19 protein-coding genes are annotated in these 26147 nt (G+C 69.6%); 12 read left to right on the top strand and 7 right to left on the bottom strand.

The window, feature by feature from the left end; translation table 11 throughout:
• Positions 1-23: 23 nt before the first annotated feature.
• Positions 24-1772, bottom strand: coding sequence for a calcineurin-like phosphoesterase C-terminal domain-containing protein (locus QR78_RS02645; protein WP_048425934.1), 1749 nt, complete (start codon positions 1770-1772; stop codon positions 24-26).
• Between the two features lie 561 nt (positions 1773-2333).
• Here QR78_RS02645 and QR78_RS33785 point away from each other — a divergent pair.
• Positions 2334-3191 (top strand): hypothetical protein, encoded by an 858-nt coding sequence (locus tag QR78_RS33785; RefSeq protein WP_125900899.1) that lies wholly within the window; start codon positions 2334-2336, stop codon positions 3189-3191.
• Between the two features lie 447 nt (positions 3192-3638).
• Here QR78_RS33785 and QR78_RS02655 read toward each other — a convergent pair whose 3' ends face one another.
• Together QR78_RS02655 and arfB are read right to left on the bottom strand one after the other, a co-directional pair.
• Positions 3639-5771, bottom strand: a complete 2133-nt coding sequence (locus tag QR78_RS02655; RefSeq protein WP_179945798.1) for a methyl-accepting chemotaxis protein — start codon at positions 5769-5771, stop codon at positions 3639-3641.
• Positions 5772-5944: 173 nt separating this feature from the next.
• Positions 5945-6370, bottom strand: coding sequence for an alternative ribosome rescue aminoacyl-tRNA hydrolase ArfB (arfB, locus tag QR78_RS02660; protein WP_048425936.1), 426 nt, complete (start codon positions 6368-6370; stop codon positions 5945-5947).
• 192 nt (positions 6371-6562) lie between these two features.
• Between arfB and QR78_RS02665 the strand changes: the two genes are divergently transcribed.
• The 3 genes from QR78_RS02665 to QR78_RS32345 all read left to right on the top strand — a co-directional run bounded on the left by QR78_RS02665 (position 6563) and on the right by QR78_RS32345 (position 10465).
• Positions 6563-9049 carry a ligase-associated DNA damage response DEXH box helicase gene (locus tag QR78_RS02665; RefSeq protein ID WP_048425956.1) on the top strand — a complete coding sequence of 829 codons (2487 nt, stop codon included), beginning with the start codon at positions 6563-6565 and terminating at the stop codon, positions 9047-9049.
• A 50-nt stretch (positions 9050-9099) separates the two neighbouring features.
• A complete protein-coding gene (gene pdeM, locus QR78_RS02670) occupies positions 9100-9813 on the top strand; it encodes a ligase-associated DNA damage response endonuclease PdeM (RefSeq protein WP_048425937.1) in 714 nt (237 codons plus the stop codon).
• Positions 9814-9919: 106 nt separating this feature from the next.
• Complete coding sequence (locus QR78_RS32345; protein WP_202972672.1) at positions 9920-10465, top strand: GNAT family N-acetyltransferase; 546 nt, start codon at positions 9920-9922, stop codon at positions 10463-10465.
• 156 nt (positions 10466-10621) lie between these two features.
• Here the strand turns inward: QR78_RS32345 and QR78_RS02675 are convergent, their stop codons facing one another.
• From QR78_RS02675 to QR78_RS02690, 4 genes are all read right to left on the bottom strand, one after another.
• Positions 10622-11059, bottom strand: coding sequence for a DUF3429 domain-containing protein (locus QR78_RS02675; RefSeq protein ID WP_048425938.1), 438 nt, complete (start codon positions 11057-11059; stop codon positions 10622-10624).
• Positions 11059-11802: a TIGR02186 family protein gene (locus QR78_RS02680; protein WP_048425957.1), complete on the bottom strand. Its 744-nt coding sequence runs from the start codon at positions 11800-11802 to the stop codon at positions 11059-11061. Before QR78_RS02680 ends, QR78_RS02675 begins: the two co-directional genes overlap by 1 nt.
• A gap of 80 nt (positions 11803-11882) precedes the next feature.
• Complete coding sequence (locus QR78_RS02685) at positions 11883-12806, bottom strand: sulfite exporter TauE/SafE family protein (protein ID WP_048425939.1); 924 nt, start codon at positions 12804-12806, stop codon at positions 11883-11885.
• A 152-nt stretch (positions 12807-12958) separates the two neighbouring features.
• Positions 12959-16519, bottom strand: coding sequence for an SEL1-like repeat protein (locus tag QR78_RS02690; RefSeq protein ID WP_048425940.1), 3561 nt, complete (start codon positions 16517-16519; stop codon positions 12959-12961).
• Between the two features lie 601 nt (positions 16520-17120).
• On the opposite strand from QR78_RS02690, the gene QR78_RS02695 reads away from it, so the two are divergent.
• From QR78_RS02695 to QR78_RS02730, 8 genes are all read left to right on the top strand, one after another.
• Positions 17121-17468, top strand: coding sequence for a MerR family transcriptional regulator (locus QR78_RS02695; protein WP_244276290.1), 348 nt, complete (start codon positions 17121-17123; stop codon positions 17466-17468).
• A gap of 221 nt (positions 17469-17689) precedes the next feature.
• Positions 17690-19483, top strand: coding sequence for an acyl-CoA dehydrogenase C-terminal domain-containing protein (locus QR78_RS02700; protein WP_048425942.1), 1794 nt, complete (start codon positions 17690-17692; stop codon positions 19481-19483).
• A 15-nt stretch (positions 19484-19498) separates the two neighbouring features.
• Positions 19499-19915, top strand: a complete 417-nt coding sequence (locus tag QR78_RS02705; protein WP_048425943.1) for a DUF4259 domain-containing protein — start codon at positions 19499-19501, stop codon at positions 19913-19915.
• A 93-nt stretch (positions 19916-20008) separates the two neighbouring features.
• A complete protein-coding gene (locus QR78_RS02710) occupies positions 20009-21217 on the top strand; it encodes an acetyl-CoA C-acetyltransferase (protein WP_048425944.1) in 1209 nt (402 codons plus the stop codon).
• A gap of 5 nt (positions 21218-21222) precedes the next feature.
• On the top strand, positions 21223-21747 hold the full coding sequence (locus tag QR78_RS02715; RefSeq protein WP_048425958.1) for a DUF2059 domain-containing protein: 525 nt from the start codon (positions 21223-21225) through the stop codon (positions 21745-21747).
• Positions 21748-21769: 22 nt separating this feature from the next.
• The gene (locus tag QR78_RS02720; protein WP_048425945.1) at positions 21770-23971 is read left to right on the top strand and encodes a 3-hydroxyacyl-CoA dehydrogenase NAD-binding domain-containing protein; all 2202 of its coding nucleotides are present in this window, start codon (positions 21770-21772) and stop codon (positions 23969-23971) included.
• Between the two features lie 675 nt (positions 23972-24646).
• Entirely contained in the window at positions 24647-25405 is a 759-nt protein-coding gene (locus QR78_RS02725; RefSeq protein ID WP_048425946.1) for an SDR family NAD(P)-dependent oxidoreductase, read from the top strand.
• 11 nt (positions 25406-25416) lie between these two features.
• The coding region (locus tag QR78_RS02730) for a beta-keto acid cleavage family enzyme (RefSeq protein ID WP_048425947.1) at positions 25417-26147 on the top strand (731 nt) is incomplete at its 3' end.

The raw sequence follows: 26147 nt of genomic DNA on the forward strand, positions 1-26147 counted from the left end.
GACGCGCTTCGGGGCGCGGCTCGCTATCCGGCTCGTGCCGCGCCGTCGACGAGTTCGAGCACCAGCCCGTCGCGATGCGGCCGGCCGTACTCGTCGGTCGCCTCGACGGTGAGGCGGTGGGTGCCGGCCCTCAGGTCCCGCGGCAGCCGCGCGACCCAGAGATGCGAGCACGGCTCGGCCTTCACCCAGCTCTTCTTGGTGGCGGCGTTGCGGGCATAGAGCGCGGCGACGAACGGGTCGGGCCGGCGCGTCCGGGTCATCGGCATCAGCGGCCCGTCGCCGATGCGGAACGAGACCCGGCTGCGCGGCCCGCCGTCGAACAGGTTGACCACCACGTTCATCCCCGCCGCGCTCTCGGCCGGAATCGTGGCGCCGAGAAGCTCGTAGAGCCGTGTGTCGGGCAGCCGGGCGAGGTCGTCGGCGTGGAACTGGCTCTCCAGCACGATCCGCATCTGGCGGCCCGCATCGTCGCTCGCCGGGACGTAGCGGGTGGTGTAGCGCCGGCCGCCGGTGATGCTGAGCACGTGGAAGCCGTGCGGCGTCCCGTCGCGGCTGTCGGCGGTGGCGATCCCGCGCCGGTCCGGCGGGCCGCTCCACCACGAGCCCGAGACGGCGGTGAGGATGTGGTGATGGTGGGCGTCCTCGCCGGTGGCACCGGCCCGGCCGTCCGGGCCGAGGTAATGGTGCTCGGTGGTGTGGGTATGGCCCGAGACGCTGACCGACGGCCGCCCGGCGAGGAGCCGCAGCAGCTGCGCCCGGTCGGCGGTGCTGTTGGCGGGATCGTCGGGCCCGAGATCGTTCGTCAGCGGGATATGCATCGCCACCACCACGAGGCGGTCGGCGGGGGTCTGCCCCAGGAGATTCTCCACGAAGGCGAGCTGGCGCTCGCCGATCCGGCCCTCGTAGCGCCCGCCCCGTCCCGCATTGGCGGTGTGGGCGCCGAGATAATTCACGTTGTCGAGCATCAGGAACAGCACGCCGCCGTGTTCCAGCGCGTAGTACGGCGCCCCGAAAGTGCGCTTGAAGGTCTCGCGGGAATAATGGTCGTCCGGCGCCTCGAAGTTGAGGTCGTGGTTGCCGCCGATATGAAACCACGGCACGCCGATCTGCGCGATGATCCGGTTCTGGCGCGGATAGAGCGAGAGGTCGTCGAAGAGGATGTCGCCGGTGGTCATGCCGAAGGCGACCGTGTCGAACGCCCCGGGCGTGCCAAGCACCCGGGCGACCGCCGTGTCCCGCACGAAGGTCAGCTCGGCGTGGCTCTCCGGCTGCGGGTCGGTGAACAGTACGACCTCGAAGTCGCCGCTCTCCGGGCGGCGCACCAGGCCGAAATCGACGGAAGCCGGCAGCGGCCCGGTCGGCGCGATGCCGGGATAGCGCAGGGCGAGGTCCGGCGGGGTGCCGGCCGGCTGGTGCAGGCAGGAGAAGTGCGGCAGCCCGTCGGGCCCGAGCGGCAGGGCGAAGCCCGTCGGCTTGACGACGAAGATCACCGCCTCGTCGCCGATCGGCAGGGTGTAGCGTCCCTGCGCGTCGGTGCGGACCACCTCGCGGCCGTTCGAGACCAGCACGTCGGGCAGCCCCGGATCGTCGGGCCCGCGCCGGCCCTTGGCGCCGCGATCCTCGTAGACGAGGCCGGTGACCTGTGCGGGCCCCCGCCCGTTTGCCGGCCCGTCGGCCGGAGCGCCCTGCGCCAGGGCCGCGAGGGGCGCCAGGGCCAGGGCGGTCGCCCCGGCCAGGGTGGTGCGCCGGGTCAGAGCAATGTGATCCGTCATCGCCGCCTCATCCTCGTGACAACCCTGCCACCGGGGCGAGGCTGCGCGTTGGTCCGCGCCGAGGCAAGCACGCCTCCTTGACGGTGCGGTGACGGGGGGCGGTACCGGCTCGCGCGTGATCGGACGACCTCACCACCCGTGATTGTCTAAACGAGTCTTGGGGCGACCCAGTTTCGAGCTCATGGCGCGAGTAATTGTATGATTTTAATCTATAATTTAAAATATACACCACGCCTGCAACGTACTCAGCCGTCATGACAGGGGGCATGTGAGGAGATATCTTTCCTAGACTCTAACTGATTTTTACTGATATGCTTCTGTATAAACGGGCTAAAGATGTCTCTGCGTGTATCAACCGAGTCAACAATGATCGATTCGATAGGGATGGCGTTCGTTTGGGTCCAGTATTGTGATTTTTTGTAAGTTCAAATGTTGCTTATGTATTCTTATGCGGGCAAATCCACCAATTTTTGAAATAAAAACACATATCTAACCAAATATTAACTAATTTAAATTATTTCCAAATTCAGTTTCATTGAGCTTCGAGCGGGAGAGTGGCGAATGATATCGGCGAACGCAGTCCCCGAGATCCGGATGACATCAAGTGCCACGGCTCTGAAAATCCTGAATGACGTGATCGCGACAGCGGCGCCGGCCAAGGCCGCGAAGGCTTGGCCGGCCTTCGATGCAACGTCCCAGGCGGCCAAGGCCCTCTCAAACCGGGTCCTGGACGCGATGACGACCCTGAAGACGCTCGATAACCGCCTATCGCCGTCCGCACTGGCGTCCCTCAGCCCCGCGGAGCGGAACGCCATGAGGTTCGTGGCGCCAGCCCCCTACATCAAGTTGCCGGACAAGATGCTGCACGAGCCGATCCCAAAGAGCGACGAGGCGTTCATGCGTGGATTGGGTGCCGATGGCTGGGTCGCCCATTACGCCCCAAGATTGTCAACCGCCGCCTTCGAAGAGGAGGCCAGACGGAGCATTAGCTTGACGCTGGAGAACTATAAACAAAAATATAAAGAAATGTATCAATATTACAAAAACGCCTTTGAAGACGAAAATACACAATATGCGCTATCCCATGTCGACGGAATGACGCCCGTCAGTCGGAAGTCTCTCGAAAGCGCCATGATGGGCTATCGAATTCAAATGTCGCTGGATGCGGCGTTGAAAAACGGAAATATTACATTCAGCCGCCCAGAGGATGAAGCGGGCCTGGACTACATCGGAGTTTCATACGACATGTACAAAGACGGAGAGTTTCACGGCAATTTGCTTAATTATAAAAGCAATCCTGATTATCATGAAAAGCTGATGTCGGAGGGTACGGTCCCGTACACGTGGGGAATCGGCCTGCTCGGGTTCCTGGCCAAGTTCAAGCTCCTTAGCATGAGCGAGATCGAAGGGGCGGCGTAGCATTTTCCGACGAAGCAGGGACCGCCTGTCGCGGAATGTGCCGCAAAATAAATATCTAGAGCATCGTCCGACTGCATTGCGATCGGGCGATGCCCTTGTACGATTGACAACAATGCCATCGAACCGACTATCGCATAGGGTAATAATGTTATTTTAATGGTCAATAATTGAGAGGTCCGCAAGATAATCGAGTAGCCGGCGGTATTCCGCGGGCTGCAATCCGGTTTCCCCGTTCGCCGCGCTCCGCCCCTCAGCGTCATTCGCCATTGCCTGTCGGATCGCTCTTCCTTCTGGTGACGCTTCTCGGGTGCCCGGATCCGGGCGAGGGCCCTCGTCGCGGAACCCTCGTCTGTCCCGGCAGCCCCGCGATCCGGGGCGAGGCTGCGTGTTTTCCCGTGCCTGGACCCACCAACGTTCTTCCGCGATTCGGTGGGACCCTCAAACGGCTCACGCCGCCCGCACGCGCTCCAGGAAGCGGGAGACGCCCTGGCGCAGGTCCTCGGACTGGTGCGACAGGGCCGAGGCCGCGGCGAGCACGTGGTCGGCGGCCGTGCCGGTCTCGCCCGCCGTGGCGGCGACGCCGTCGATGGTCTGCGTCACCACCCGGGCGCCGTTCGCGGCATGCGAGGCGTTGTGGACGATGTCGCGGGTGGCGGCGCCCTGCTCCTCGACCGCGACGGCGATCGAGCGCGTCACGCTGCTGATCTCGCGGATGCGCGTGCCGAAGCCGCCGATCGCCGACACCGCCTGAGCGGTCGAATCCTGGATCCGGGCGATCTGCGAGGAGATCTCGTCGGTGGCCTTGGCGGTCTGGTGGGCGAGTTCCTTGACCTCGGCGGCGACGACCGAGAAGCCGCGCCCCGCCTCGCCGGCACGGGCCGCCTCGATGGTGGCGTTGAGCGCCAGCAGGTTGGTCTGGCCGGCGATGGAGGCGATGATGCCGACCACGTCGCCGATCTTGGCGACCGCGCCGTCCAGCGCCTGCACCAGGGCGGCGGTGCGGCCCGCCTCGTCGGTCGCGGTCCGGGCGAGATCCGCCGAGGCCGAGGCGCGCCGCCCGATCTCGGCGACGGATTGGCCGAGCCGCCCGGCGGCGTCGGCGACGCTGTCGATGCGGCCGGACACTGCCTGGGCGCCGCCCGAGGCCGCGCCGGATTCGTCCGTCGTGCGGGCCGCGACCGCGGTCATCGAGCGGGCCGTCGCCTGGAGCTGGGTCGCCGAGGCGGACACCGTGTCGACCACCTCGCCGACCGTGGCCTCGAGGCGGTCGGCCAGCTCGCGCATCCCGGCGAGGCGCTGCGCCTCCGCCGAGAGACGCGCCTGGGCGGTCTCGGCCTCCAGGCGGCGGGACTGGATCATCGTGGTCTTGAACACCTGCACCGCCGCGGCCATCGCGCCGATCTCGTCGCGACGATCGATCCCCGGGACCACGGCGTCGAGCCGGCCCGCGGCGAGGTCGCCCATGCTGCGGGTCATCGCCCGGATCGGCCGCAGCACGCCGCGGACGATGCAGAGAAGGCCGAGGACCGCCAGGAGCAGGGCGGCGGCGAGGATCGCGCCGTTGCGGATCACCGTCCGCTTCGCGTCGTCCGAGAGGATCCGGGCCCGGTCCACCATCGCGTCGAGGGCGACGTTGGCGAGGTCGACGATGGTGGCCTGGTTGTCGGTGTCGCGCCGGCGCAGGTCCTGGATCGCGATCCCGACCGGCCGCCCGGCGCCCAGGGCCTCGGCGAGGGCGCGGCGCTCCTCCTTGGCGGCGGCGGAGAAGTTGCGCGCCTGCGCGGTCTCGAAGGCGGCCCGGATCGGTCCATCGGGGACACGGGCGACGGCATCGACGGCGCCGGCCCAGGTCTGGTCGACCCGCCCGCGATCCTCGGCGGCCGCGAGCGTGCCGGCGGGCGACCACGAGGCCGGGTTCGCCACGCCGGTCTGGAGGCGCAGGGCGGCCCCGCCGGCCGCCACCCGGGTCGCCCAGGCCGACCGCTTGACCAGCCGGGCCGCTCGCATCGCCGGATCGGAGGAGCTGATCGCCGTATCGACCGCGTCCGTCGTCGCCGACAGGCCGTCGAGGAGCGCGCCGTAGGCGGCCGTGGCGTCGGCGAGGATCGAGGCCTCCCGGTCGGTCCGGGCCCGGTCCAGGGCGGCGTCGATGCGCGGGCGCAGGGCGACGAGGGCGGCCTGCACCTCGCGCAGCCGGCCGAGGGTGGCGGCGACCGTCGGCTGGTCGGTGCCCTCCAGGGCCGCCACGGTGTCGGCAAAACCCTTGTCCGCCGCCGCGCGTCCCTTGGCGAGGGCGGCCCGCATGTCCGGGGCCGCCGCGGCCTCGGTACCGAGCGCCGTCAGCGCGGTACCGCGCTCGAGCCGGTTCGCCAGCAGCGTGCCCAGGAGGGCGCGGCTGCCGACCGACAGGGTGACCACCTTGCCCGCCTCCGCCTGCTCGCGGGCGGCCCCGACGAGCGCGCCGGTGGCCTGGGCGAGCAGCAGCACACCCATCAGCCCGACGACGAGGCAGAGGACCCAGGATACCGACATCCTGGCGAGGGGCGGCCGGGCGGCCGAGGAGGAGGCCGAAATCTTCATGGCGGGGTCGCTGAGCAGGACGAGACTGTCGCGAAGCTTGGCCGCCTAAGCGTGAAGCTTCCCCTAAGGCACAAGTCCTTGAAGTTCTGACAGATACCGAAATCTCCGTACGCGACCATAACGACCGCGATCTCGGTCCCGCGGCGGCGTGACCGTCGCCGGCGGCGGCCTCGTCAGTCGAAGCCGGGCTTGCCGCCCCGCAACTTCTTCACGTCCCCGCGGCGGCCCTTGTCCTCCAGCCGGCGCTTCTTCGAGGCCAGGGTCGGACGGGTCGGGCGGCGCGGGGTCGGCGGCACGGCGGCCTCGCGGACGAGGTCGACGAGGCGCTCCCGCGCCTCGGCGCGGTTGCGCTCCTGGGTGCGGTGGTTCTGGGCGGTGATGACCAGGACGCCGTCCGCGGTGAGGCGGCGCCCCGCGAGCTTCATCAGGCGGATCGCCACGGCGTTGGGCAGCGAGGGCGAGCGGCGCACGTCGAAGCGCAGCTGCACCGCGGACGACACCTTGTTGACGTTCTGGCCGCCCGGGCCGGAGGCGCGCACGAAGCTCTCGTCGAGTTCGGACTCGTCGAGGGTGATCCAGGGCGTGCATTCGAGACCCACGACGGGCGCTCCCGAGAACCTGTGCGAACGATCGATCGCGCCGCCATCCCACGAAACCGCCCCGCGCGCTACATCCCGGGCGTGCCCAAGACCTCCTCCCCCGCCGCACCGGCCCGCAAGTCCCGCTCCCGCAAGGCGCCCTCCGGCGCGCCGCCCGCGACCGGGACGACTGCGCCCGGGCCGTCGCCCGCCTTGCCGGCCACCTTGCCGCCCGCCTTCGCGGATTGGTTCGCGGCGCGCGGCTGGGCCCCGCGGCCGCACCAGCTCGCCCTGCTGGCGGCGGCGCAGAGCCGGCGCTCGGCCCTGCTGGTGGCGCCGACCGGGGCCGGCAAGACGCTCGCCGGATTCCTGCCGACCCTGGTCGAACTGGCCGAGGGCAGCGGCAAGGGGGGCCTGCACACGCTCTACATCTCGCCCCTGAAGGCGCTCGCGGTCGACATCGCCCGCAACCTCGAAGCGCCGGTCGCGGGAATCGGGCTGGAGCAACGAATCCGGATCGAGACCCGCACCGGCGACACTCCATCGCACAAGCGCACGAGGCAGGTCGCGCGCCCGCCCCACATCCTGCTCACCACCCCCGAGCAGCTGGCTTTGCTGATCGCCCACCGCGAGGCGGCCGAGCTGTTTCGCGGCCTCAAGCGGGTGGTGCTCGACGAGCTGCACGCCCTCGTCACCTCGAAGCGCGGCGACCTCCTGAGCCTCGGGCTGGCCCGGCTGCATCGCCTCGCTCCGGGGCTCGCCATGACCGGCCTGTCGGCGACGGTGCGCGAGCCCGACGCGCTGCGGCGCTACCTGGTGCCGCAATACCCGGAAGCAGCGATGGCCGACCTCATCACCGTCGAGGGCGGGGCGCGCGCCGACCTGCACATGCTGGAGACCGGCCGCACCCTGCCGCTCGCCGGGCACACGGCGTGGCAGTCGATGCCGGCGGTGTACGATCTCATACGCCGCCACAAGCTGGTGCTGGTTTTCGTCAACACCCGGCTCCAGGCCGAGTACACCTTCCAGGAACTCTGGAACCTCAACGACGACGGACTGCCGATCGCGCTCCATCACGGCTCCCTCGACGCCACCCAGCGCCGGAAGGTCGAGGCCGCGATGGCGGCCGGCGTGCTCCGGGCCGTGGTCTGCACCGCGACCCTCGATCTCGGTATCGACTGGGGCGACGTCGACCTCGTGATCAATATCGGGGCGCCGAAGGGGGCGAGCCGGATCATGCAGCGGATCGGCCGGGCCAACCACCGGATGGACGAGCCGTCCAAGGCCTATCTGGTGCCCGCCAACCGCTTCGAGATGCTCGAATGCCGCGCTGCCCTCGACGCGGTCGAGGAGGCGGCGCAGGACACGCCCGATCCGCGCATCGGCGCCCTCGACGTGCTGGCCCAGCACGTGCTGGGCATGGCCTGCGCCGGGGCCTTCTCGGAGGACGACCTCTACGACGAGGTCCGGGCCGCCTCCCCCTATGCCGATCTGACCCGCGAGGATTTCGCCCTGGTCCTCGATTACGTCGCCACCGGCGGCTACGCCTTGCGGGCCTATGAGCGCTTCGCCAAGATCCTGCGCGGGCCGGACGGGCTGTGGCGGGTGCGCGACGCCCGGACCGCGCAACAGTACCGGATGAATGTCGGCACGATCATCGAATCGACCAAGGTCAAGGTGCGGCTCGCCCGGCGCAACCGGACCAAGCCCGGCGCCGTGCTGCCGGCGGGGGGCCGGGTGCTCGGCGAGATCGAGGAGGATTTCGCCGAGACGCTGACGGTGGGCGACACCTTCCTGTTCGCGGGCGAGATCCTGCGCTTCGAGGGCCTGCACGAGGACGAGGCGCTGGTCACCCGCGGCGCGCCCGGCACCGACCCGGCGATCCCGAGCTATGCCGGCTCGAAATTCCCGCTCTCGACCTTCCTCGCCGCCCGGGTGCGGGCGCTGATCGCCGATCCGTTCGAGTGGGACCGGCTGCCGGCGCAGGTCGCCGACTACCTGGTGCAGCAGCGCCGCCGCTCGGTGCTGCCGGGCCCCCGCGACCTCCTGGTGGAGACCTTTCCGCGGGCGAACCGCTATTACCTCGCCTGCTTCCCGTTCGAGGGGCGGCTCGCCCACCAGACCCTCGGCATGCTGCTGACGCGGCGTCTGGAGCGGTCCGGGATGCGGCCGCTGGGCTTTGCCGCCAACGATTACGGCCTCGCGGTGTTTTGCACCCGCGACCTGTCGGAGCGCATCGCCCGCGAGCCCGGCTTCCTCGACGGGTTGTTTGCCGAGGACATGCTCGGCGACGACCTGGAGGAATGGCTCGACGAATCGGCGATGATGAAGCGCACCTTCCGGCAATGCGCGGTGATCGCCGGGCTGATCGAGCGCCGGCATCCGGGCCTGCGCAAGACCGGGCGGCAGGTCACGATCTCGACCGACCTGATCTACGACGTGCTGCGCAAGCACCAGCCCGGCCACCTGCTCTTGCGGGCCGCCCGCCAGGATGCGGCAACCGGACTCCTCGACGTGACCCGCCTCGGTATGATGCTTGCGCGCATCCAGGGGCGAATCATCCACAAGGCCCTCGACCGGGTTTCTCCGCTCGCCGTCAACGTCATGCTCGAGATCGGGCGTGAGCGGGTCTACGGCGAGGGAGCGGACGAGATCCTGGCCGAAGCCGAGGCGGCTCTGCTCGGCGAGGCGCTGGCGTGACAGAACAGAGACCGGAGGGCGCCCCGCTCCGGCACAGGAAGACGATCACCGTGGCCGTGTCGCTGAAGCTCGAGAAGACCCACAAGACCCCCGGCGCGACGCTCGCCGGAGAGACCCTGATCCTCGACCTCAGCGGCGCCCTGTGGCTGCCGGAGCATCGGACCCTCGTCGTCTCCGACCTGCACCTCGAGAAGGGCTCGGCCTTCGCCGCCCGCTCGGGCCAGTTCCTGCCGCCCTACGACACCCGCGAGACCCTGGCGAACCTGCACGAGGCGGTGGCCCGCCTCGACCCGGCCTGCGTGGTGTGCTTGGGCGATTCCTTCCACGACGCGCAGGGGCCGGCCCGCCTCGACGTCGCCGACCGGGCGCTCATCGCCGCCCTGCAGGAGGGCCGCGACTGGATCTGGATCTCCGGCAACCACGACCGGGCGGTGCAGGACGGCGTCGGCGGCCGCTTCGCCGACACCCTCACGGTCGGCGGATTGATGCTCCGGCACGAGCCGGCGGACAAGCCCGAGATCGGTGAGGTCGCGGGCCATTTCCACCCGATCGGCAAGGTGGCGATGCGCGGCCGCGCGGTGCGCCGGCGCTGCTTCGTCCTCGACGGCACCCGCCTGGTGATGCCGGCCTTCGGGGCGCTCACCGGCGGGCTCAACGTCCGCGACAAGGTGTTCGACGACCTCTTCCCCGGCGGGTTCACCGCCCACCTGATCGGCGACGGGCGGGTCTTCGCGATCAGCCGGACGATGCTGACGCGGGAGTGATCATCCGCTTTCCGCCTGATCGCGTCGCGAAGCGGATATCGAATCAGACCTGCGGCCGTTGAAAGCGGCTCTCTGTATGAATTGGCCGGAAAGCGTCCCATCGGCCTTGGAGCCCGCCATCATCGACGCAGACATCGCCGCGATCCGTGGCCAATGGATCCTCCTTGCTGCCGACGACCTGAACAGCGAGTATGCCGATGATCGTTGCGCCAATGGGCGAGCCCGTCGTCAGGAGGGGAGAATGGGCGTTATCGACTATCGATCAACCAAAGAGCTTCCCATTGTCGATATCGTCAATCTCTATAAGTCAAATGGATGGTCTTCGGCGCAAAAGCCGGAAATATTGCTGAAGGCTTTGAAAAACTCCGAAAACGTAATCTCCGCTTGGAGCGAGGATAGGTTGATCGGCTTAGGAAATGCGATTTCGGACGGCTGTCTCGTGGTATATTACCCTCATCTTCTCGTTTTGCCTGATTATCACGGCCGCGGCGTGGGAAGAGAGATCATTCGGCAGTTGAAGGAAATATATAAAGATTTTCATCAGCACATAATAGTTTCAGAGTTTAATGCAGTTAATTTCTATCAATCTGTGGGTTTTTCTAGGGCCGGAAACACCGTCCCCATGTGGATATACGAAGGAAACGACCACTAGAGCACTTCACGATTGCGTAGCAATCGCAAAGCTCTCCAGGCCTTCGATTTTGCCGCATTTCTTAGACGAACCAGTATCCACTTCGTCGGAAAATGCTCCAGCGATCATCTTCCAGCTTTGCCCAGGGCGCTTTGCTGGCCGATTGTCGACGCGATACTATGACGCACTTAGAAAGCCCGCCGCCAGCAACGCCAGCCCAGCCACGCCCGACAGCACCAGCCGCAAGCGTCCGAGCCAGGCCGGCACCAGCCCGCGCCGCGGCAGGTCCTGGTCGACGAGGCCCCAGGCGAGGACCAGGGCGCCGAGCGCCCTGAGGTCCCAGGGGGCCGGCGCGAACAACGCCGCCCAGGCGACGAGCGAGGGCACCACCGCGACGGCGTAGTCGGCGCCTCGCCCCTCCGGCGAGGCGGCGGCCGCGCCCCAGCGCAGGCCGCCGAGGAACGAGGCGATGACGGCGCCGTAGGCGGCGAGCAGCGGACGCGGCGCGACCCCGAACGGCGACTGGCCGAGGATCACCAGCGCGGAGAGGCCCAGGAAGGGGATCAGGCCCGCAGCCCCGAGGATCAGGGCGGCGGGGGACGAGGTGCGGGGCATCAATCTCTCCGGAAGATCACGCTGGCGAGCCAGCCGGAGATGAGCGCCAGCGCCCCGACGGCAAGCCCGTAGGCCAGCGACCAATCGCGGGCGAATGTCGCGATCCCCTGCTCGATCCCCGACTTGACGAGATCGAACCGCCCTTCGTGCCGGGCGAGCGGCACGCCGCCGGCCAGCAGCACCACCTCGACGTCGTAGGCGCCGACCGGCGCGGTGGCCGGCAGCGGCGCGGTGGCGCGAAACACCGTGGGCGACAGGAAGCGCACCCCGGACGCGGTCTCGGTGAACAGCCGCTCGCGCCGGCGCAGGCGCAGCAGCGCCTCGCGAAAGGGATCGTCCGGCACCGGCGCCGCCAGGGTCAGGTCGGGGGCGGCGACGATGGCCGAGAGGCCGAGCCGCAGGCGCCGGCGCGTCGCCGCGTCGGCGAGATCGGGCAGGGCCCGCGAGGACAGGACTGCCAGGAAGCTCGGCACCTCGGCGAATTTCTGCTGGGCCCGGTTGATCCAGACCGGCCCGAGCGCCTCCTTCTCGCGCACCGTGAGCGACTGGCGGGGCCCTCGGATCGTCACCACCACGTCGTAGCCGCCGGAGCGCGCCGCCGCCTGGCCGTCGCGCTCGACCGCGCCGAAGACCGCGACCGAGGTCCCCGTGTAGGTCGAGGTGACGGCGAGTCGATTGAACGACAGGCTCACCACCAGGGATTCGGCCTGCGCCGGGCCGATGGAGAGGAGGCCCAGAACCATCAGGGCCGCCCGGCAAACCACCCGTGGACGGTGCTGGGGCGGGTTTCCCCCTCTTACGACGAGGGTCGATCCGACGCGCATCAGCGCGCCTCCTGGACCACGATCGAGAACGGCTCCGCGGGCCGTAGCACCAGCTCGACCGCGAAGCGCAGACCCACCGCCAGGACCAGGATCGCGAGCAGGAACCGGAAATATTCCGAGCGCAGGTTGCGGCCGGCCCGCGCGCCGAACTGCGCGCCGAAGACCCCGCCGACGATCAGGATCACCGCCAGCACGATGTCGACCGCCTGGTTCTGGGTCGCATGCAGCACCAGGGCGACGAAGCTGGTGCACAGGATCTGGAACTGCGAGGTGCCCACCACCACGCCGGTCGGGACCCGCATGAGGTAGAGGAGCGCCGGCACCAGGATGAAGCCGCCGCCGATGCCCAGCACCGCGCCGGCAAAGCCCACGAACAGGGCAAGGCCCAGGATCGGGATCACGCTGGCGTAGAGCCGCGAGCGGGGAAACCTCATCCGCAGCGGCCAGGCCATGTAGGCGGCGTGATCGCCGCCGAGCCGTGCGGGCCGCGCCCGGCCGCGCCGCCTCGCCCAGAACCCGCGCACCGATTCGGCGAGCATCAGCCCACCCACCACCGTGAACAGCGTGACGTAGGCGACCGTGATGACGAGGTCGAGCTGGCCGGCCCGCCGCATGGCGGCGAAGAACCAGACGCCGAGGCTCGTCCCGGCAAAGCCCCCCAGCACCAGGACGAGGCCGAGGCGCAGATCCAGGGCGTTGCGGCGAAGCGCCGCCAGAACGCTGGTCGCCGACGAGGCGACGATCGGCGCGGTCTGGGTCGCGACGGCGATGGCCGGCGGGATGCCCATCACGATCAGGATCGGCGTCATCAGGAAACCGCCGCCGATGCCGAACAGCCCGGAAATGAACCCCACCGCCGCGCCGAGCCCGATGAGGACAAGGACGCTGACCGGCATCTCGGCGATCGGAAGGTAGATCTGCAACGCGGGAGCGGTCCGGGACGGCGCGGGATCCCGATCCTAGACCATGTTTTCGCCGCAGGGGAAACCGGACGAGGATCCGGGCCGGAAGCCCGGGATGCCGGAACGACGAAGGGCGCGGATTCCTCCGCGCCCTTCGTCGATCATTCGCCCAATCAGACCTTTCCGGTCCCCCGGCCCGTCGTGAGGGGCGGCGGTGCGCCGATCAGCGACATCCCGCCGGCCGGCGAGGCGGTCTCGACCCGCATCGGCGGCGGATCGTTCACCGCCGGGTCCGGGGTCTTCGCCTTCCAGGCCTCGGCCGCGGCACGGGCGGCCGTCAGGTCCTTCGGCGCCAGCTTGCCGGCGACCTCGTCGCGCTTGCGGCCGGCATCGTCGTCGCCCTGCGCCGCGGCGGCGGAGAACCAGCCATAGGCCTGGGCCAGATCCTGGTTGACGCCGAGGCCGCGGGCGAGGAGCACCGCGAGGTTGTACTGGCTGTCGCGCACGCCGTATTCGGCCGCCTTGCGGAACCAGTTCGACGCGGAGGCGTAATCGGGCTTGCCGCCGGCGGCACCCGATTCGGCCAGCATCACCGCGAGGTTGTGCATGGCCCGGACATGGCCCTGGATCGCCGCGCGGCCATACCACAGCCGGGCCTTGTCCTGGTCGCGGACGAGGCCGAGGCCCTTCTCGTACTGGCTGCCGAGGCGGTACTGCGCCGGAGCGTAGCCGGCGCTCGCCAGACGGTCGAACAGCTTGGCAGCGAGCGCCGCGTCCCGCGGCAGGCCGCGACCGTCGACGGCACGGCTGGCAAGCTCGTAGATCGCGGCCCCGTCGCCCTCCAGGGCGGCCTTGCGCAGGGGGGCGGCGCCGGCCGGGATGCCGGATAGGTCGCCGCTCAAGGACGCCATGTCGGCCACCCGCGGCAGGGCGGACTTCGCGGGCTCCATCGGTTTGCCGAGATCGGCCGCCTTACCAAGCTCCGCCGACTTACCAAGCTCCGCCGACTTACCAAGCTCCGCCGACTTACCAAGCTCCGCCGACTTGCCGAGATCCGCCGACTTGCCGAGATCCGCGGCCTTCGCCGCGTCGGCCGACTGGGCGACCTCGCCGGGCTTTGCCGGGTCACCGGATTTGGACGGGTCGGCGGATCTGGCGGCCTCGGCCCGGTCGTCGGGCTTGGCGGAGGAAGCTTTCGCATCCGCCACGTCTCCGTGGGCACCGAGAGCCTTCGGGGTGGCATGCGCCGCCACCGACTGGGTCGTGGCCGGATCGGACGGCGCCGCCGCCTCGCGGGAGACCGTCGCGCTCCCGAGCCGGGCGCCCGAGCCCTGGAGGGCCTGCAGCGTCCCGAGGGCGAGCACGATCGCCGCGATGCCGAGGAGGAGCGGCCGGCGGCGGCGCTCGATCCCGGCCCGGAGCCGCTCGACGAGGCTGCCGCGGGCCTCGCCCTGGCGCTCGGCGGCCGGGAAAGCCGCGTCGGTGCCGGCAGCCTCGGCGGCGGCGGCCTGGGCGGCGCGGCGAGCGGCGGCGATGAAGCTCGCCTTGATGTCGCCGGCCGGCGTCTCGAGGGGCGTGGCGGTCTCGGATTGGACCGGTTGGGATGGGGCCGGTTGCGGCTGGCGCGGGCGGGAAGCACCGGGCTCCAGCATCTCGTCGGCGGGGCTCGCCGGGCCGAGCCGCGGGGCCGGGCGCTCCGCCGGCGCGGCGCTCTCGCGCAGAGTCTCGCGGAGGTTTCGCCCGGTCCGGCGGGCGGGGGCGGCGAGAGCCGGCGCCGGCTCCTCGGTGCGGGTCTCGACCGGGGCGAACCGGGCGACCAGCTGCTCGAGGGCGGCGTGGACCCCCTCCATCGTCGCCTGCATGCGCTTGTCGGACGCGGCCTGCTGCATCCGCATGTCGGCGAGCGCAGCCTGCAGCCCGCCGAGACCTTCGGCCGCCGCCGCGCCCTGACGTTCGGCGCCGAGGGAATCGGCGACGCTGCGGGCGGCGCGCTCGGCCGCGGCCTGGATCGGCGCCTCGTCGCGCAGGAGCGCGACCTGGGCCAGGAGGTCGCCCATGGTGCGCTCGAGGCCGGCGAGAGCCGGGTCGCTGCCGCGGGTGTCGATGCGGCCGGCCAGGGCCAGGACCTGACGCTCGAGGCCGTCGAGGGTCTCGCCGCCGGTCCCGGGTCCGACCCGGTCGAGCTTCTCGGCGAGGCTGCGCAGCATGCCGTGGATGGACGCGAGATCGCCGCTCGGCAAGGCCGGCTGACGCAGGGTCTCGCCGATCTGCTCGAGCCGCTCCATCACGTCCCCGACGGTGTTCACCGCCGCGACCTGATCGACCTTCGCCGAGAGGGCGTCGATGCGCCCGAGGATGTCGCCGGCCGCATCCGGCTGCTCGCGGCGCTCGGCACGCAGGTCGTCGATCTTGCGGTCGAGGTCGGCGATGCCCTGGACCAGCGCCGGCGCATCGGCGGCCGGGGCGCGCACGCCCTCGCGGATCTCCTCCAAGAGGGGCCGCAGCTCGTTCATCAGGGCCGGGCTGTCGAGCATGCCGTTGCCGAGCCGGGTCACGGTCTCGGTCAGCTCGTCGACGGAGCGGGCCAGGTTCTGCACGCGGGCCGGCTCGGCCAGGATCGCGATCTGCGCGCGGATCTCGTCGAGCTCGCCGAAAAGCTTGGCCAGCGCGTCCCGGTCGGCGAGGCCGGCCCGGTCGGGATCGAGGGCACCGTCGGCTTGCCGGGCCAGACGCTCGACGTCCTGCGTCACCCGGGCATGCACGTCGGCGGCGACTTCCTCGGCGAGGCGGCCGACCTGGACGCGCATCAGGTCGATCGGGCCGGCGACCGCCACGAGATCGGCGGGGTCGCGGGCCCGCTGCACCTCGTCGGCGAGGGGGCGGACGGCCTGCTCCAGCGTGACGAGGTCGCCGCTCGTCGCGAGCGAACCGATCGATTCGCGCAGCCGCGACGTCTCGGCCTGCAGCCCCGCGATGGCCGGCGAGAGGGCGTCGGCGGCGGCCTCGGTGGTCTCCACGACCCAGGCGAGGTCGCGCCTCAGGCCGTCGACGAGGAGATCGCTCTCCTCCTCGGGCGAGCCCTCGTCGAGTTGCTGCTGGCGCTGGCGGATCTCCGCCACCGCGGCGGCGAGGCTGTCGGGCGCCGGGCGATTGCGCCGTCCGGCCGGACGCGGGGCCGGCCCATGGGGCGCAGCCTCGGTCAGGCGGGTCTCGATGCCCTTGACCGCCTTCGCGACCACCTCGTCGGTGGCCTCCCGGCTCTCGGTGATACGGCGGTCGATGGCATCGAGGCGCCGACCGATCGCCGCAACGGCCTCGATCAGGGCCGCGTCGCCCGCGATCGCCGCCGGGATCGCCGCGGCCGGGATGGCGGTGGCGGTAGCGGGAGCCGGCGCGGGGACGGGCTGGTGGCGGACCGGCTCGGCGACCGGGCCGCGCGCCGGGCGCGGGCGATGGCCGCGGGGCGGCTCATGGTGCCAGGATCGGTCGCCCCGAGGGTGCTCTCCGGTATCGGCCGGCATGAAGGCTTGAGCCGGAAACGCATCGCCGCGGCCGCGGCGGGATCCGGATGCGGCGCGGCGCGGTTGCTGCCGCACCCCCGCCCGGGCCGATCCTTCGCTGATCGCTTCCGCCAGCCACTCGTCCACCGACAGACCGGCGCGCCGAGCTGCCTCCCGGGCGGCGTCGCGCAGCTCCGGATCGAAGGCATCGAGGGTAGGAGCGGTCCGTCGCATGGCGGGCTCTGCGCAAGGGTGGCCGAAGGGTCTCGCGGATAGGCACCGGCCGGGGCCGGTCGAAACCCGGCACCCTGGTCGATCATGAAGATCCGGTCAGCGGCCGCGGCCTGAAAGGTTTCGTTCGGCACTTTCGATCGACACGGTAAACAAGTGGTTAAAGCCCGTGCGAAGCGCTGTCAGGGAGTGGGATCGCTGCCACTCAGTTGCGTGCGCAACCTGATTTTGGGCGATTTTTGCTCACAACTCTGACGCGTACCCGCATGAGGAAAACAGCCAAAAAGCCCGATTTTTGCCATCCATCCAGAATATAACGGTAAGCCGTTTTATCGCGTAAGCGACTGCTACATATAGCTTTTTACCGTAAGTAACACACGCTCAAGTTGACGTTACCTTTCCCTTAGGGAGGTCATTTGACCTTCTTTGTGTCATCACGGGTCCGAAGGGCACCGGTGGTTCGGGGCGCGACGTGTGGTTCAACGGGGGAAACGGCATGGCTTATGATCGGCAGACCGAGAGTGGCAGAGGAGCGTCGGTTCGCTCTGCCGGACCTGTGACCCGTCCTGGTCGCCCGGCGGGGCGCTCGGCGTCCCCGGCAACCTTGACCATCGGCGACCTCGCCGAGGAATTCGGCGTCACCCTGCGGGCCTTGCGCTTCTACGAGGCGAAGGGCTTGCTGCATCCGCAACGCCGCGGCACGACCAGGCTCTACACCGAGGACGACCGTTCGCGCCTGGCCACCATCCTGCGGGGCAAGGAACTCGGCTTCACGCTGCGCGAGATCGCCGCGATGGTCGACGGCGACGAGTTGGCCGAGACCGGGGCCGGCGGTGCGCTCGCCCTCAGCCCCGCCCAAGTCGCCGAGCAGATCACCCATCTCGAAAACCAGAAGGCGGAAATCGAGCGGGCGCTCGAGGCGCTGCGGGGCTACGGCAAGACCGCCGCCTGAGATCGGGTAATCTGGCGGCATCCAGCGGGGGCAGGTGCCGCCCGGACAGGAGCGCCGAACCGACCGTCGGAGGACGTACCGGATTCGGCGATCTCACGCGTGACTCCCGCGGCAGCCCCCCGCCCCTCTTCCGTTCTCGATCGAGATAGTTTAGATATGAACTATCTCGCCGCGGCCGACGCCGTGCGCGACGAGGGAACGGATCCTGGGAGCGGGGAAACATGCCGAGCTACAAGGCGCCGGTGGAGGACGTGCTGTTCCTCCTCAACGACGTGTTCGGATTCGCGCGCTACAGCAACCTGCCCGGCTTCGCCGAGGCGACGCCCGACGTGGTCGAGGCGGTGATCGCCGAGGGCGCGAAGCTGTGCGAGGAGGTGCTGGCCCCCCTCAACCGGGTCGGCGACAGCGAGGGTTGCACCCGCCACCCCGACGGCCGCGTGACGACGCCCAAGGGCTTCAAGGCCGGCTACGACGCCTATGCGGGCGGCGGCTGGATGGGCCTGTCGATGCCCGAGGAGTATGGCGGCCAGGGCCTGCCCCACACCCTCAACAGCGTGATGCAGGAATTCGTATCCGGCGCCAACACCGCGCTCGGCATGTATCCGGGCCTGACGCAGGGCGCGATGGCCGCGCTCCTGGTGCACGGCTCCGAGGAGCAGAAGCGTACCTACCTGCCCAAGATGGTCGAGGGCACCTGGACCGGGACGATGAACCTGACCGAGCCGCATTGCGGCACGGATCTCGGCCTCCTGAAGACCAAGGCGGTGCCGAACGGCGACGGTTCCTACGCGCTCACCGGCACCAAGATCTTCATCTCGGCCGGCGAGCACGACCTGTCGGAGAACATCATCCACCTGGTGATCGCCCGGATCGAGGGCGCGCCGGCCGGCACCAAGGGCATCTCGCTCTTCGTGGTGCCGAAGTTCCTGGTCGGGCCCGACGGGACTTTGGGTGCCCGCAACGGGGTGTCGTGCGGCGCCATCGAGCACAAGATGGGCATCCACGGCAACGCCACCTGCGTGATGAACTACGACGGCGCCACCGGCTGGCTCGTTGGCGAGGCCAATCGCGGCCTGAACGCCATGTTCGTGATGATGAACGAGGCCCGGCTCGCCGTCGGCATCCAGGGGCTCGGCCAGTCCGAGGTCGCCTACCAGAACGCCGTCGCCTACGCCCGCGACCGGCTCCAGGGCCGCGCGCTCACCGGAGCGGCCGCGCCCGAGAAGCCCGCCGACCCGATCATCGTCCATCCGGACGTGCGCCGGACGCTCATGACCATCCGGGCCTTCAACGAGGCCGCCCGGGCGCTCGTGATCTGGACCGCGCTCCAGGCCGACATCGCCCACCGCTCCGAGGATCCGGCCGCCCGTCAGGCGGCGGAGGACCACATGGGCCTGCTCACCCCGGTGGTGAAGGGCGTGCTGACCGACCGGGGCTTTTCCAACGCGGTCGATGCCCAGCAGATGTTCGGCGGCCACGGCTACATCGAGGAATGGGGGATGTCGCAATTCGTGCGCGACGCCCGCATCGCCCAGATCTACGAGGGCGCCAACGGCATCCAGGCGATGGACCTCGTCGGCCGCAAGCTGCCGCGCGACGGCGGTCGGGCGATGATGCGCTTCCTCGCCGAGGTCGAGGGCTTCTGCAAGGAGAACGGCGCGGACGAGAGCCTCAAGCCGTTCTGCGCCCCCCTGATGAAGAGCCTCGGCCACCTGCAGCAGGCCACGATGTGGCTGATGCAGAATGCGATGGCCAAGCCCGACAATGCGGGGGCCGCCGCGACCGACTACATGCACCTGATGGGCCTCGTCGCCCTCGGCTACATGTGGGGCCGCATCGCCAAGGCGACCGCCGAGAAGAAGAAGTCCGGCGAGGGCATCGCCGAGCGCCTCGACGCGCGGCTGGCCACCGGCCGGTTCTACGTCGAGCGCGTGCTGCCCGAGACCGGCACCCGGCTCGCCCGGATCTCGGCCGGGTCCGACGCCGTCATGGCGGTGCCGGCGGAGCTGTTCTAGGCGCTGCGGTCGACCATGGGTGCCTGGGGGCTGGGAGCTTTCGAGAACGACGGCGCTTTCGAGAGTTTCTGTCGTGTGCGGGACGGCAAGATCGACGCGATTGCGCAAGCTTTCGCGTCGGCCCTGGCGCAAGCGGACTATCTGGAGGTCGACGCAGGGCAAAATGCCGTTGCTGCAGCCGAGATGGTCGCGACCGCCTATGATCGACCGGATCGGAAACTGCCCGACGACATACGAGACATCATCGCGGCTCAAGCGGCGAGGATTCGCGACGTTCCTGAGCTGATCGGACAAGCCCGCGCCTCCCTCGCGCGGGTCTTGACGGACGGTTCGGAGATCGCGGAACTCTGGGACGAAGTGGGCGAAAGTGCCGAGTGGCGTGAACGAGTCACCGATCTCGATCGACGCCTGAACGACATCAAGGGTGCGTAGCACCATCGGGCACTCTCGAGTGCCCAACATTCGCGATATGCGGCGAAGCATGCCAGAGCCTCCCCCCAGAAGGGGCGGCCTGAGGAGGACGAGATGCCCGACGCCTACATCTACGACCACGTCCGCACGCCCCGCGGCCGCGGCAAGCCCGACGGCTCGCTGCACGAGGTGACGGCGCTCCGCCTCGCCGAAACCGCCTTGCGCGCCCTCAAGGACCGCAACTCCCTCGACACCACGCTCGTCGACGACGTGGTGCTCGGCTGCGTCGATCCGGTCGGCGAGGCCGGCGGCGACATCGCGCGGGCGGCCGCCCTGGTGGCCGATTACGGGATCCACGTCCCGGGCGTGCAGATCAACCGGTTCTGCGCCTCGGGCCTCGACGCGGTGAACTTCGCCGCCGCCCAGGTGATGAGCGGCCAGCACGACATGGCGGTCGGCGGCGGCGTCGAATCGATGAGCCGCATCGGCATCGGGGCGTCGGGCGGCGCCTGGCCGGTCGATCCGGCCATCGCCATCAAGTCGTACTTCATGCCGCAGGGCGTCTCGGCCGACCTGATCGCCACCAAGTACGGCTTCTCCCGCGACGAATGCGACGCCTACGCGGTCGAATCGCAAAAGCGCGCCGCCCGCTCCTGGGAGGACGGCCGGTTCAAGAACTCGGTCGTGCCGGTGCGCGACGTCAACGGCCTGACGCTGCTCGACCACGACGAGCACCGCCGCCCGAGCACCGACATGCAGTCGCTCGCCGCTCTCAAGCCCTCCTTCGTCCAGATGGGCCAGATGGGCGGGTTCGACGCCGTGGCCATCGACGCGCATCCGGATGTCGAGGCGGTCGAGCATGTCCACCATGCCGGCAATTCGTCGGGCATCGTCGACGGCGCCGCCGCGGTGCTGATCGGCTCGCAAGAGGCCGGTGCGAAGGCGGGCCTCAAGCCCCGCGGCCGCATCCGGGCCTTCGCCAATATCGGCTCGGACCCGGCCCTGATGCTGACCGGCCCGGTCGACGTGACCCGCAAGGTGCTGGCCCGCGCCGGCATGAGCATCGGTGACATCGACCTGTTCGAGGTGAACGAGGCCTTCGCGGCGGTGGTCCTGCGCTTCCTCCAGGCCTTCGACGTCGACCCGGCCAAGGTCAACGTCAATGGCGGGGCCATCGCGCTCGGCCATCCGCTCGGCGCCACCGGCGCGATGATCCTCGGCACCGTGCTCGACGAGCTGGAGCGGACGGGCAAGCAGACTGCGCTCGTCACCCTCTGCATCGGTGCCGGCATGGGCACCGCCACCATCATCGAGCGGGTGTGAGCCTGATGCGTCCCCTCCCCCCCCTCGCCGCCGGCCTCGCCCTCGCGCTGGTCCTCGCCGGTCCGGCCCGGGCCGACGACGACCGTCTGGCGCTCGCCCGCGACATCGTCACCAAGACGGTCGCCCGCAACCTGACGCAGGCGTTCAAGCAGGCCGAGGAGAAGACCCTCTCGGGAATGAGCGCCGAGCAGGCCGGCAAGCTGCGGCCCGAGCTGGAGAAGACCTTCGCGCAGGAGCGCGACGGCCTCGTCGACGGACTTGCCAAGGAATACGCCCAAAAATTCGATGCGGCCGAGCTGAAGCGGCTGGCGGCGATCTACGACGACCCGGTCTACCAGAAGTTCCAGGCCCTCAACGCCGACCCGACCTCGATGGTCACCACGATCACCAAGGACGCGGTGACCAAGATGATGAACCTGCTCTCGCTGGCGGCCCTGTCGCAGCAGGGCAACGGCCAGGCCCCCGCGCCCGGGGCGGCGCCCGCCCCCGCTCCGGTGCCTGCGCCTTCCCCGGCACCGGCCAAGCCGTAATCGCTCTCACGAGGCCTTCGCCATGAACCTCACGAATTTCCGCTTCGAGACCGATGCCGACGGCGTGGCGCTCGCCACCTGGGACATGCCCAGCCGCTCGATGAACGTCGTCACCCCGGAGGTGATGGACGAGCTCAACCAGATCGTCGACGCCGTGGTGGCGGATGCCGCCATCAAGGGCTGCGTGATCACCTCGGGCAAGGACACCTTCTCGGGCGGCGCCGACCTGACGATGCTCCAAGGCCTCGGCGTCGAGCACGCGCGGCTCGCGCGCGAGCGCGGCGAGGAGGAAGCGATGACCTTCTTCTTCGAGGAATCGCGCCGGCTGACGCTCCTCTACCGCAAGCTCGAGACCTGCGGGAAGCCGTTCGCGGCCGCCGTGCACGGCACCTGCCTCGGCGGCGCCTTCGAGCTGGCGCTCGCCTGCCACCACCGGGTGCTGTCGGATGACGACAAGACCCGGGTCGGCCTGCCGGAGATCAAGGTCGGGCTGTTTCCGGGTGCCGGCGGCACCCAGCGCGTCGCCCGCCTGATGCAGACCGGCGACGCCCTCCAGATGCTGTTCAAGGGCGAGCAGATCCGCCCGCTGATGGCCCGCAACATGGGCCTCGCCCACGCGGTGGCGCCGCGGGCCGAGATCGTCGCAAAGGCGAAGGAGTGGATCAAGGCCGGCGGCTCCGCCGTTGCGCCCTGGGACCAGCCCAAGTTCAAGGCGCCGTCGGGCAAGGTCTACTCGCCCGCCGGCATGATGACCTGGCCGCCGGCCAACGCCATCTACCGCCGCGAGACCCACGACAACTACCCCGCCGCGAAGGCGATCCTGCACGCCGTCTACGAGGGCCTGCAACTCCCGATGGATCTGGCGCTCAAGGTCGAGAGCCGGTACTTCGCCAAGATCCTGCGCTCGCCGGAAGCGGCGGCGATGATCCGCACCCTCTTTCTGTCGATGGGCGAGCTCAACAAGGGCGCCCGCCGGCCGAAGGGCGTCGGCGCGGTCTCGCTCAAGAAGGTCGGCGTCGTCGGCGCCGGCTTCATGGGGGCAGGCATCGCCTATGTCTCGGCCAATGCCGGGCTCGAGGTCGTGCTGGTCGACCAGTCGGCGGACGCCGCCGAGAAGGGCAAGGCTTACGCCCACAAGCTCGTCTCCGACCAGATCATGAAAGGCCGCGCCAAGACCGCCGACCGCGACGCGCTGCTGTCCCGCATCACCGCGACCGGCGACTATTCGGCGCTCGCCGGCTGCGATCTCGTGGTCGAGGCGGTGTTCGAGGATCCGAAGGTCAAGGCCGAGGTCATCGCCAAGGTCGAGGCGGTGATCGGGCCGGACGCGATCTTCGCCTCCAACACCTCGACCCTGCCGATCAGCGGGCTCGCCAAGGCCTCGTCGCGGCCTGAGCAGTTCATCGGCATCCACTTCTTCTCGCCGGTCGAGAAGATGATGCTGGTCGAGATCATCATGGGGAAGGCCACGGGCGAGCGGGCGCTGGCAGTGGCCCTCGACTACGTCCGGGCGATCAAGAAGACCCCGATCGTCGTCAACGACGCCCGCGGCTTCTTCGCCAATCGCTGCGTCGGCGCCTACATCCTCGAAGGGCACCTGATGCTGGCCGAGGGCGTGCCGGCGGCGATGATCGAGAATGCCGGGCGTCAAGCCGGCATGCCGGTGGGGCCCCTCTCGCTCAACGACGAGGTCGGCGTCGACCTCGCCCTCAAGATCGTCAAGGCGACGAAGGCGCAGGTCGGCGAGGCCGCCGTGAACCCGCATCAGGAGCGCCTGCTCACCGCCCTCGTCGAGGGCGAGGGCCGGCTCGGGCGCAAGAACCGCAAGGGCTTCTACGACTATCCCGAGCAGGGATCGAAGAAGCTCTGGCCGGGCCTTCGCGACCTTCAGGAGACGACACTCGATCCGGAGGCGGTGAATTTTTCGGAGCTGAGGCAGCGCCTCCTCGTCACCCAGGCCCTGGAGGCGGCCCGCACGTTCGGCGAGGGCGTCGTGACTGACCCGCGCGAGGCCGATGTCGGCTCGATCCTCGGCTTCGGCTTCGCGCCGTTCACCGGGGGCGCCCTGTCCTACATCGACTTCATGGGGGCGGCCCGGTTCGTGGACCTCTGCCGCACGCTGGAAGCCAAGCACGGCGCCCGCTTCACCCCACCGGCGACCCTGGTGGCGATGGCCGAGAAGGGCGGGACCTTCTACGGCGAGGCGGCGAAGAAGGCGGCCTAGAGCATCGTCCGACGAAGCGGGTCCCGGTTCGTCATAGAAAATGCTGTAAAATCAAAGACCTAGATCCGCGGCCGATCGCAACGTGATCGGGCGCGGATCTAGCAAGCAGAAGACGTGAGAATCGACCCTCTCACGTCATCCCGACCACGACGTCGTCTGAAATGCCGCATGGCAGCCTCGGAGGCCTCGAAGAGCGCGGAGACCTCTCGATCCCTCCTCCGGACGCCGGTCCGGCGTCAACGAAACCGCGATCCCCGATCGAGACAACCGCGGGATGAGGTTGTGGGCAAAATCGAATTGCCCGGTTTATTCTCAGCGTCGCGAAGCAGCTTGGCTCAGGCGATCGAGTTGCTTCCTTTTTCGTGACGTCTCGATCCGGCGATCTTGCATGTCGAGATTGCGGCGGCCGAAAATCGCACGCGGCCTTCGGTCGGCCGAACCTCCTGCGACGGCTCCCTGCAACCTCCCCCCGGAAGGGACACCGCATCGGAGGGACGGCCCTCGGTCGGCGTCGCTCCGAGCCTCCGATATGCCGCTCGACCCGCGATCTTGGCACGTCACCCGGCCCCGTCGAGCCACGCGGCAGCGCACCCCCGATGCGTTCGGCGGCTCTGGACAAGCCCCTCCCCGCCCGCCACTCTCCCGCGAAACAACATTTCGCAGGGTGGAAACGACATGATCAGTGCGGATCTGCACGGGCGCCGCGTGCTCGTCACCGGCGGCGCCTCGGGGATCGGGCTCGCCGCCGTCACGCTCTTCGCGCGCTGCGGCGCCGAGGTGATGCTCAACCACCTCGCCGAGGACGGGCGCGGGCCGGACGCCGCCGCGCGGCTCGCCGCCGAGGGGCTGAAGGTCCGGGCGCTCGTCGGTACCGTCTCGGTGCCGGGCGAGGCCGAGGCCATGGTCGCACGCGGGATCGACGATCTCGGCGGCCTCGACATCCTCATCAACAATGCCGGCACCCCGGCCTCGGCCACGCCGGTCGAGTTCGCCGACCTCGACGCGATGACCGAGGATTTCTGGCAGACCATCCTGTCGACGAACCTGATCGGGCCCTATCGCTGCGCTCACGCGGCGGCGCCGGCCCTGCGCCAATCGAAAGGCGCCATCGTCAACACCGCCTCGGTGGCCGGGCTCGGCCGGCGCGGCTCCAGCATCGCCTACTCGGCGAGCAAGGCGGGCCTCGTGAACCTCACCCGCAGCCTCGCCCGGGCGCTCGCCCCGGAGGTCCGGGTCAACGCCGTGGCGCCGGGCCTCGTCGAGACGCCCTGGACCCAGGGCTGGCCCGAGGCGCGCAAGGCCGACACCCTGTCGCGCACCCTGCTGGCGCGGCTCGCCAAGCCCGAGGATATCGCCGAGGCGATGCTCTTCCTGGCCGCCGGCGCCGCCTACGTCACCGGCGAGACCCTGGTGGTCGACGGCGGCATGCTCTGAGGGAGGACCGGATGTCCCGCAAGACCGTCATCACCTGCGCCCTCACCGGCTCGTTCGACACCGCCTCGAAGAACCCGGCGGTACCGGTGAGCCCGCAGGCCATCGCGCAATCGGCCCTTGAGGCGGCCGAGGCCGGCGCCGCGATCGTCCACATCCACGTCCGTGACCCCGCGACGGGCAAGCCCAGCATGGAGCTTGCCCTCTATCGCGAGGTGGTGGAGCGGATCCGGGAGCGGAACGCCGAGGTCGTCCTCAACCTGACCACCGGTGCCGGTGGGCGCTACGTCGCGGGCGATCCCGATCCGGCGGTGGCGGGGCCCGGGACGACGCTGGCCCCGCCCGAGGCGCGCACCCGCCACGTCACGGCGTTGCGCCCCGAGATCTGCACCCTCGACGTCGCGACGATGAATTTCGGCGAGCACGCCTTCATGAACACACCCGCGCACCTGCGGGCGATGGCGGCCATGATCCGCGAGGCGGGGGCGAAGCCCGAGATCGAGGTGTTCGACCTCGGCCAGATCGAGCTCGCCCGTCACCTCCTGGCGGAGGGGCACCTCGATTCGCCGCCCCTGTTCCAGATCTGCCTCGGCATCCCGTGGGGCGCACCGGCGACGCCCGAGACGCTGCTGCAGATGCGCGACCGTCTGCCCAAGGACGCGCTGTGGTCGGCCTTCGGCATCTCGCGGGCCGAGTTTCCGATGGTGGCGCTCGCCGCCACCGCGGGCGGCCACGTCCGGGTCGG

The organism is Methylobacterium indicum (assembly GCF_001043895.1).
Classification (GTDB): domain Bacteria; phylum Pseudomonadota; class Alphaproteobacteria; order Rhizobiales; family Beijerinckiaceae; genus Methylobacterium; species Methylobacterium indicum.

What these genes read in the sequence shown, in the direction of transcription:
- QR78_RS02645 (WP_048425934.1), bottom strand. Translation starts at nt 1,772, where the DNA reads ATGACGGATCACATTGCTCTGACCCGGCGCACCACCCTGGCCGGGGCG.
- QR78_RS33785 (WP_125900899.1), top strand. Translation starts at nt 2,334, where the DNA reads ATGATATCGGCGAACGCAGTCCCCGAGATCCGGATGACATCAAGTGCC.
- QR78_RS02655 (WP_179945798.1), bottom strand. Translation starts at nt 5,771, where the DNA reads ATGAAGATTTCGGCCTCCTCCTCGGCCGCCCGGCCGCCCCTCGCCAGG.
- QR78_RS02675 (WP_048425938.1), bottom strand. Translation starts at nt 11,059, where the DNA reads ATGCCCCGCACCTCGTCCCCCGCCGCCCTGATCCTCGGGGCTGCGGGC.
- QR78_RS02680 (WP_048425957.1), bottom strand. Translation starts at nt 11,802, where the DNA reads ATGGTTCTGGGCCTCCTCTCCATCGGCCCGGCGCAGGCCGAATCCCTG.
- QR78_RS02690 (WP_048425940.1), bottom strand. Translation starts at nt 16,519, where the DNA reads ATGCGACGGACCGCTCCTACCCTCGATGCCTTCGATCCGGAGCTGCGC.
- QR78_RS02700 (WP_048425942.1), top strand. Translation starts at nt 17,690, where the DNA reads ATGCCGAGCTACAAGGCGCCGGTGGAGGACGTGCTGTTCCTCCTCAAC.
- QR78_RS02705 (WP_048425943.1), top strand. Translation starts at nt 19,499, where the DNA reads ATGGGTGCCTGGGGGCTGGGAGCTTTCGAGAACGACGGCGCTTTCGAG.
- QR78_RS02710 (WP_048425944.1), top strand. Translation starts at nt 20,009, where the DNA reads ATGCCCGACGCCTACATCTACGACCACGTCCGCACGCCCCGCGGCCGC.
- QR78_RS02715 (WP_048425958.1), top strand. Translation starts at nt 21,223, where the DNA reads ATGCGTCCCCTCCCCCCCCTCGCCGCCGGCCTCGCCCTCGCGCTGGTC.
- QR78_RS02720 (WP_048425945.1), top strand. Translation starts at nt 21,770, where the DNA reads ATGAACCTCACGAATTTCCGCTTCGAGACCGATGCCGACGGCGTGGCG.
- QR78_RS02725 (WP_048425946.1), top strand. Translation starts at nt 24,647, where the DNA reads ATGATCAGTGCGGATCTGCACGGGCGCCGCGTGCTCGTCACCGGCGGC.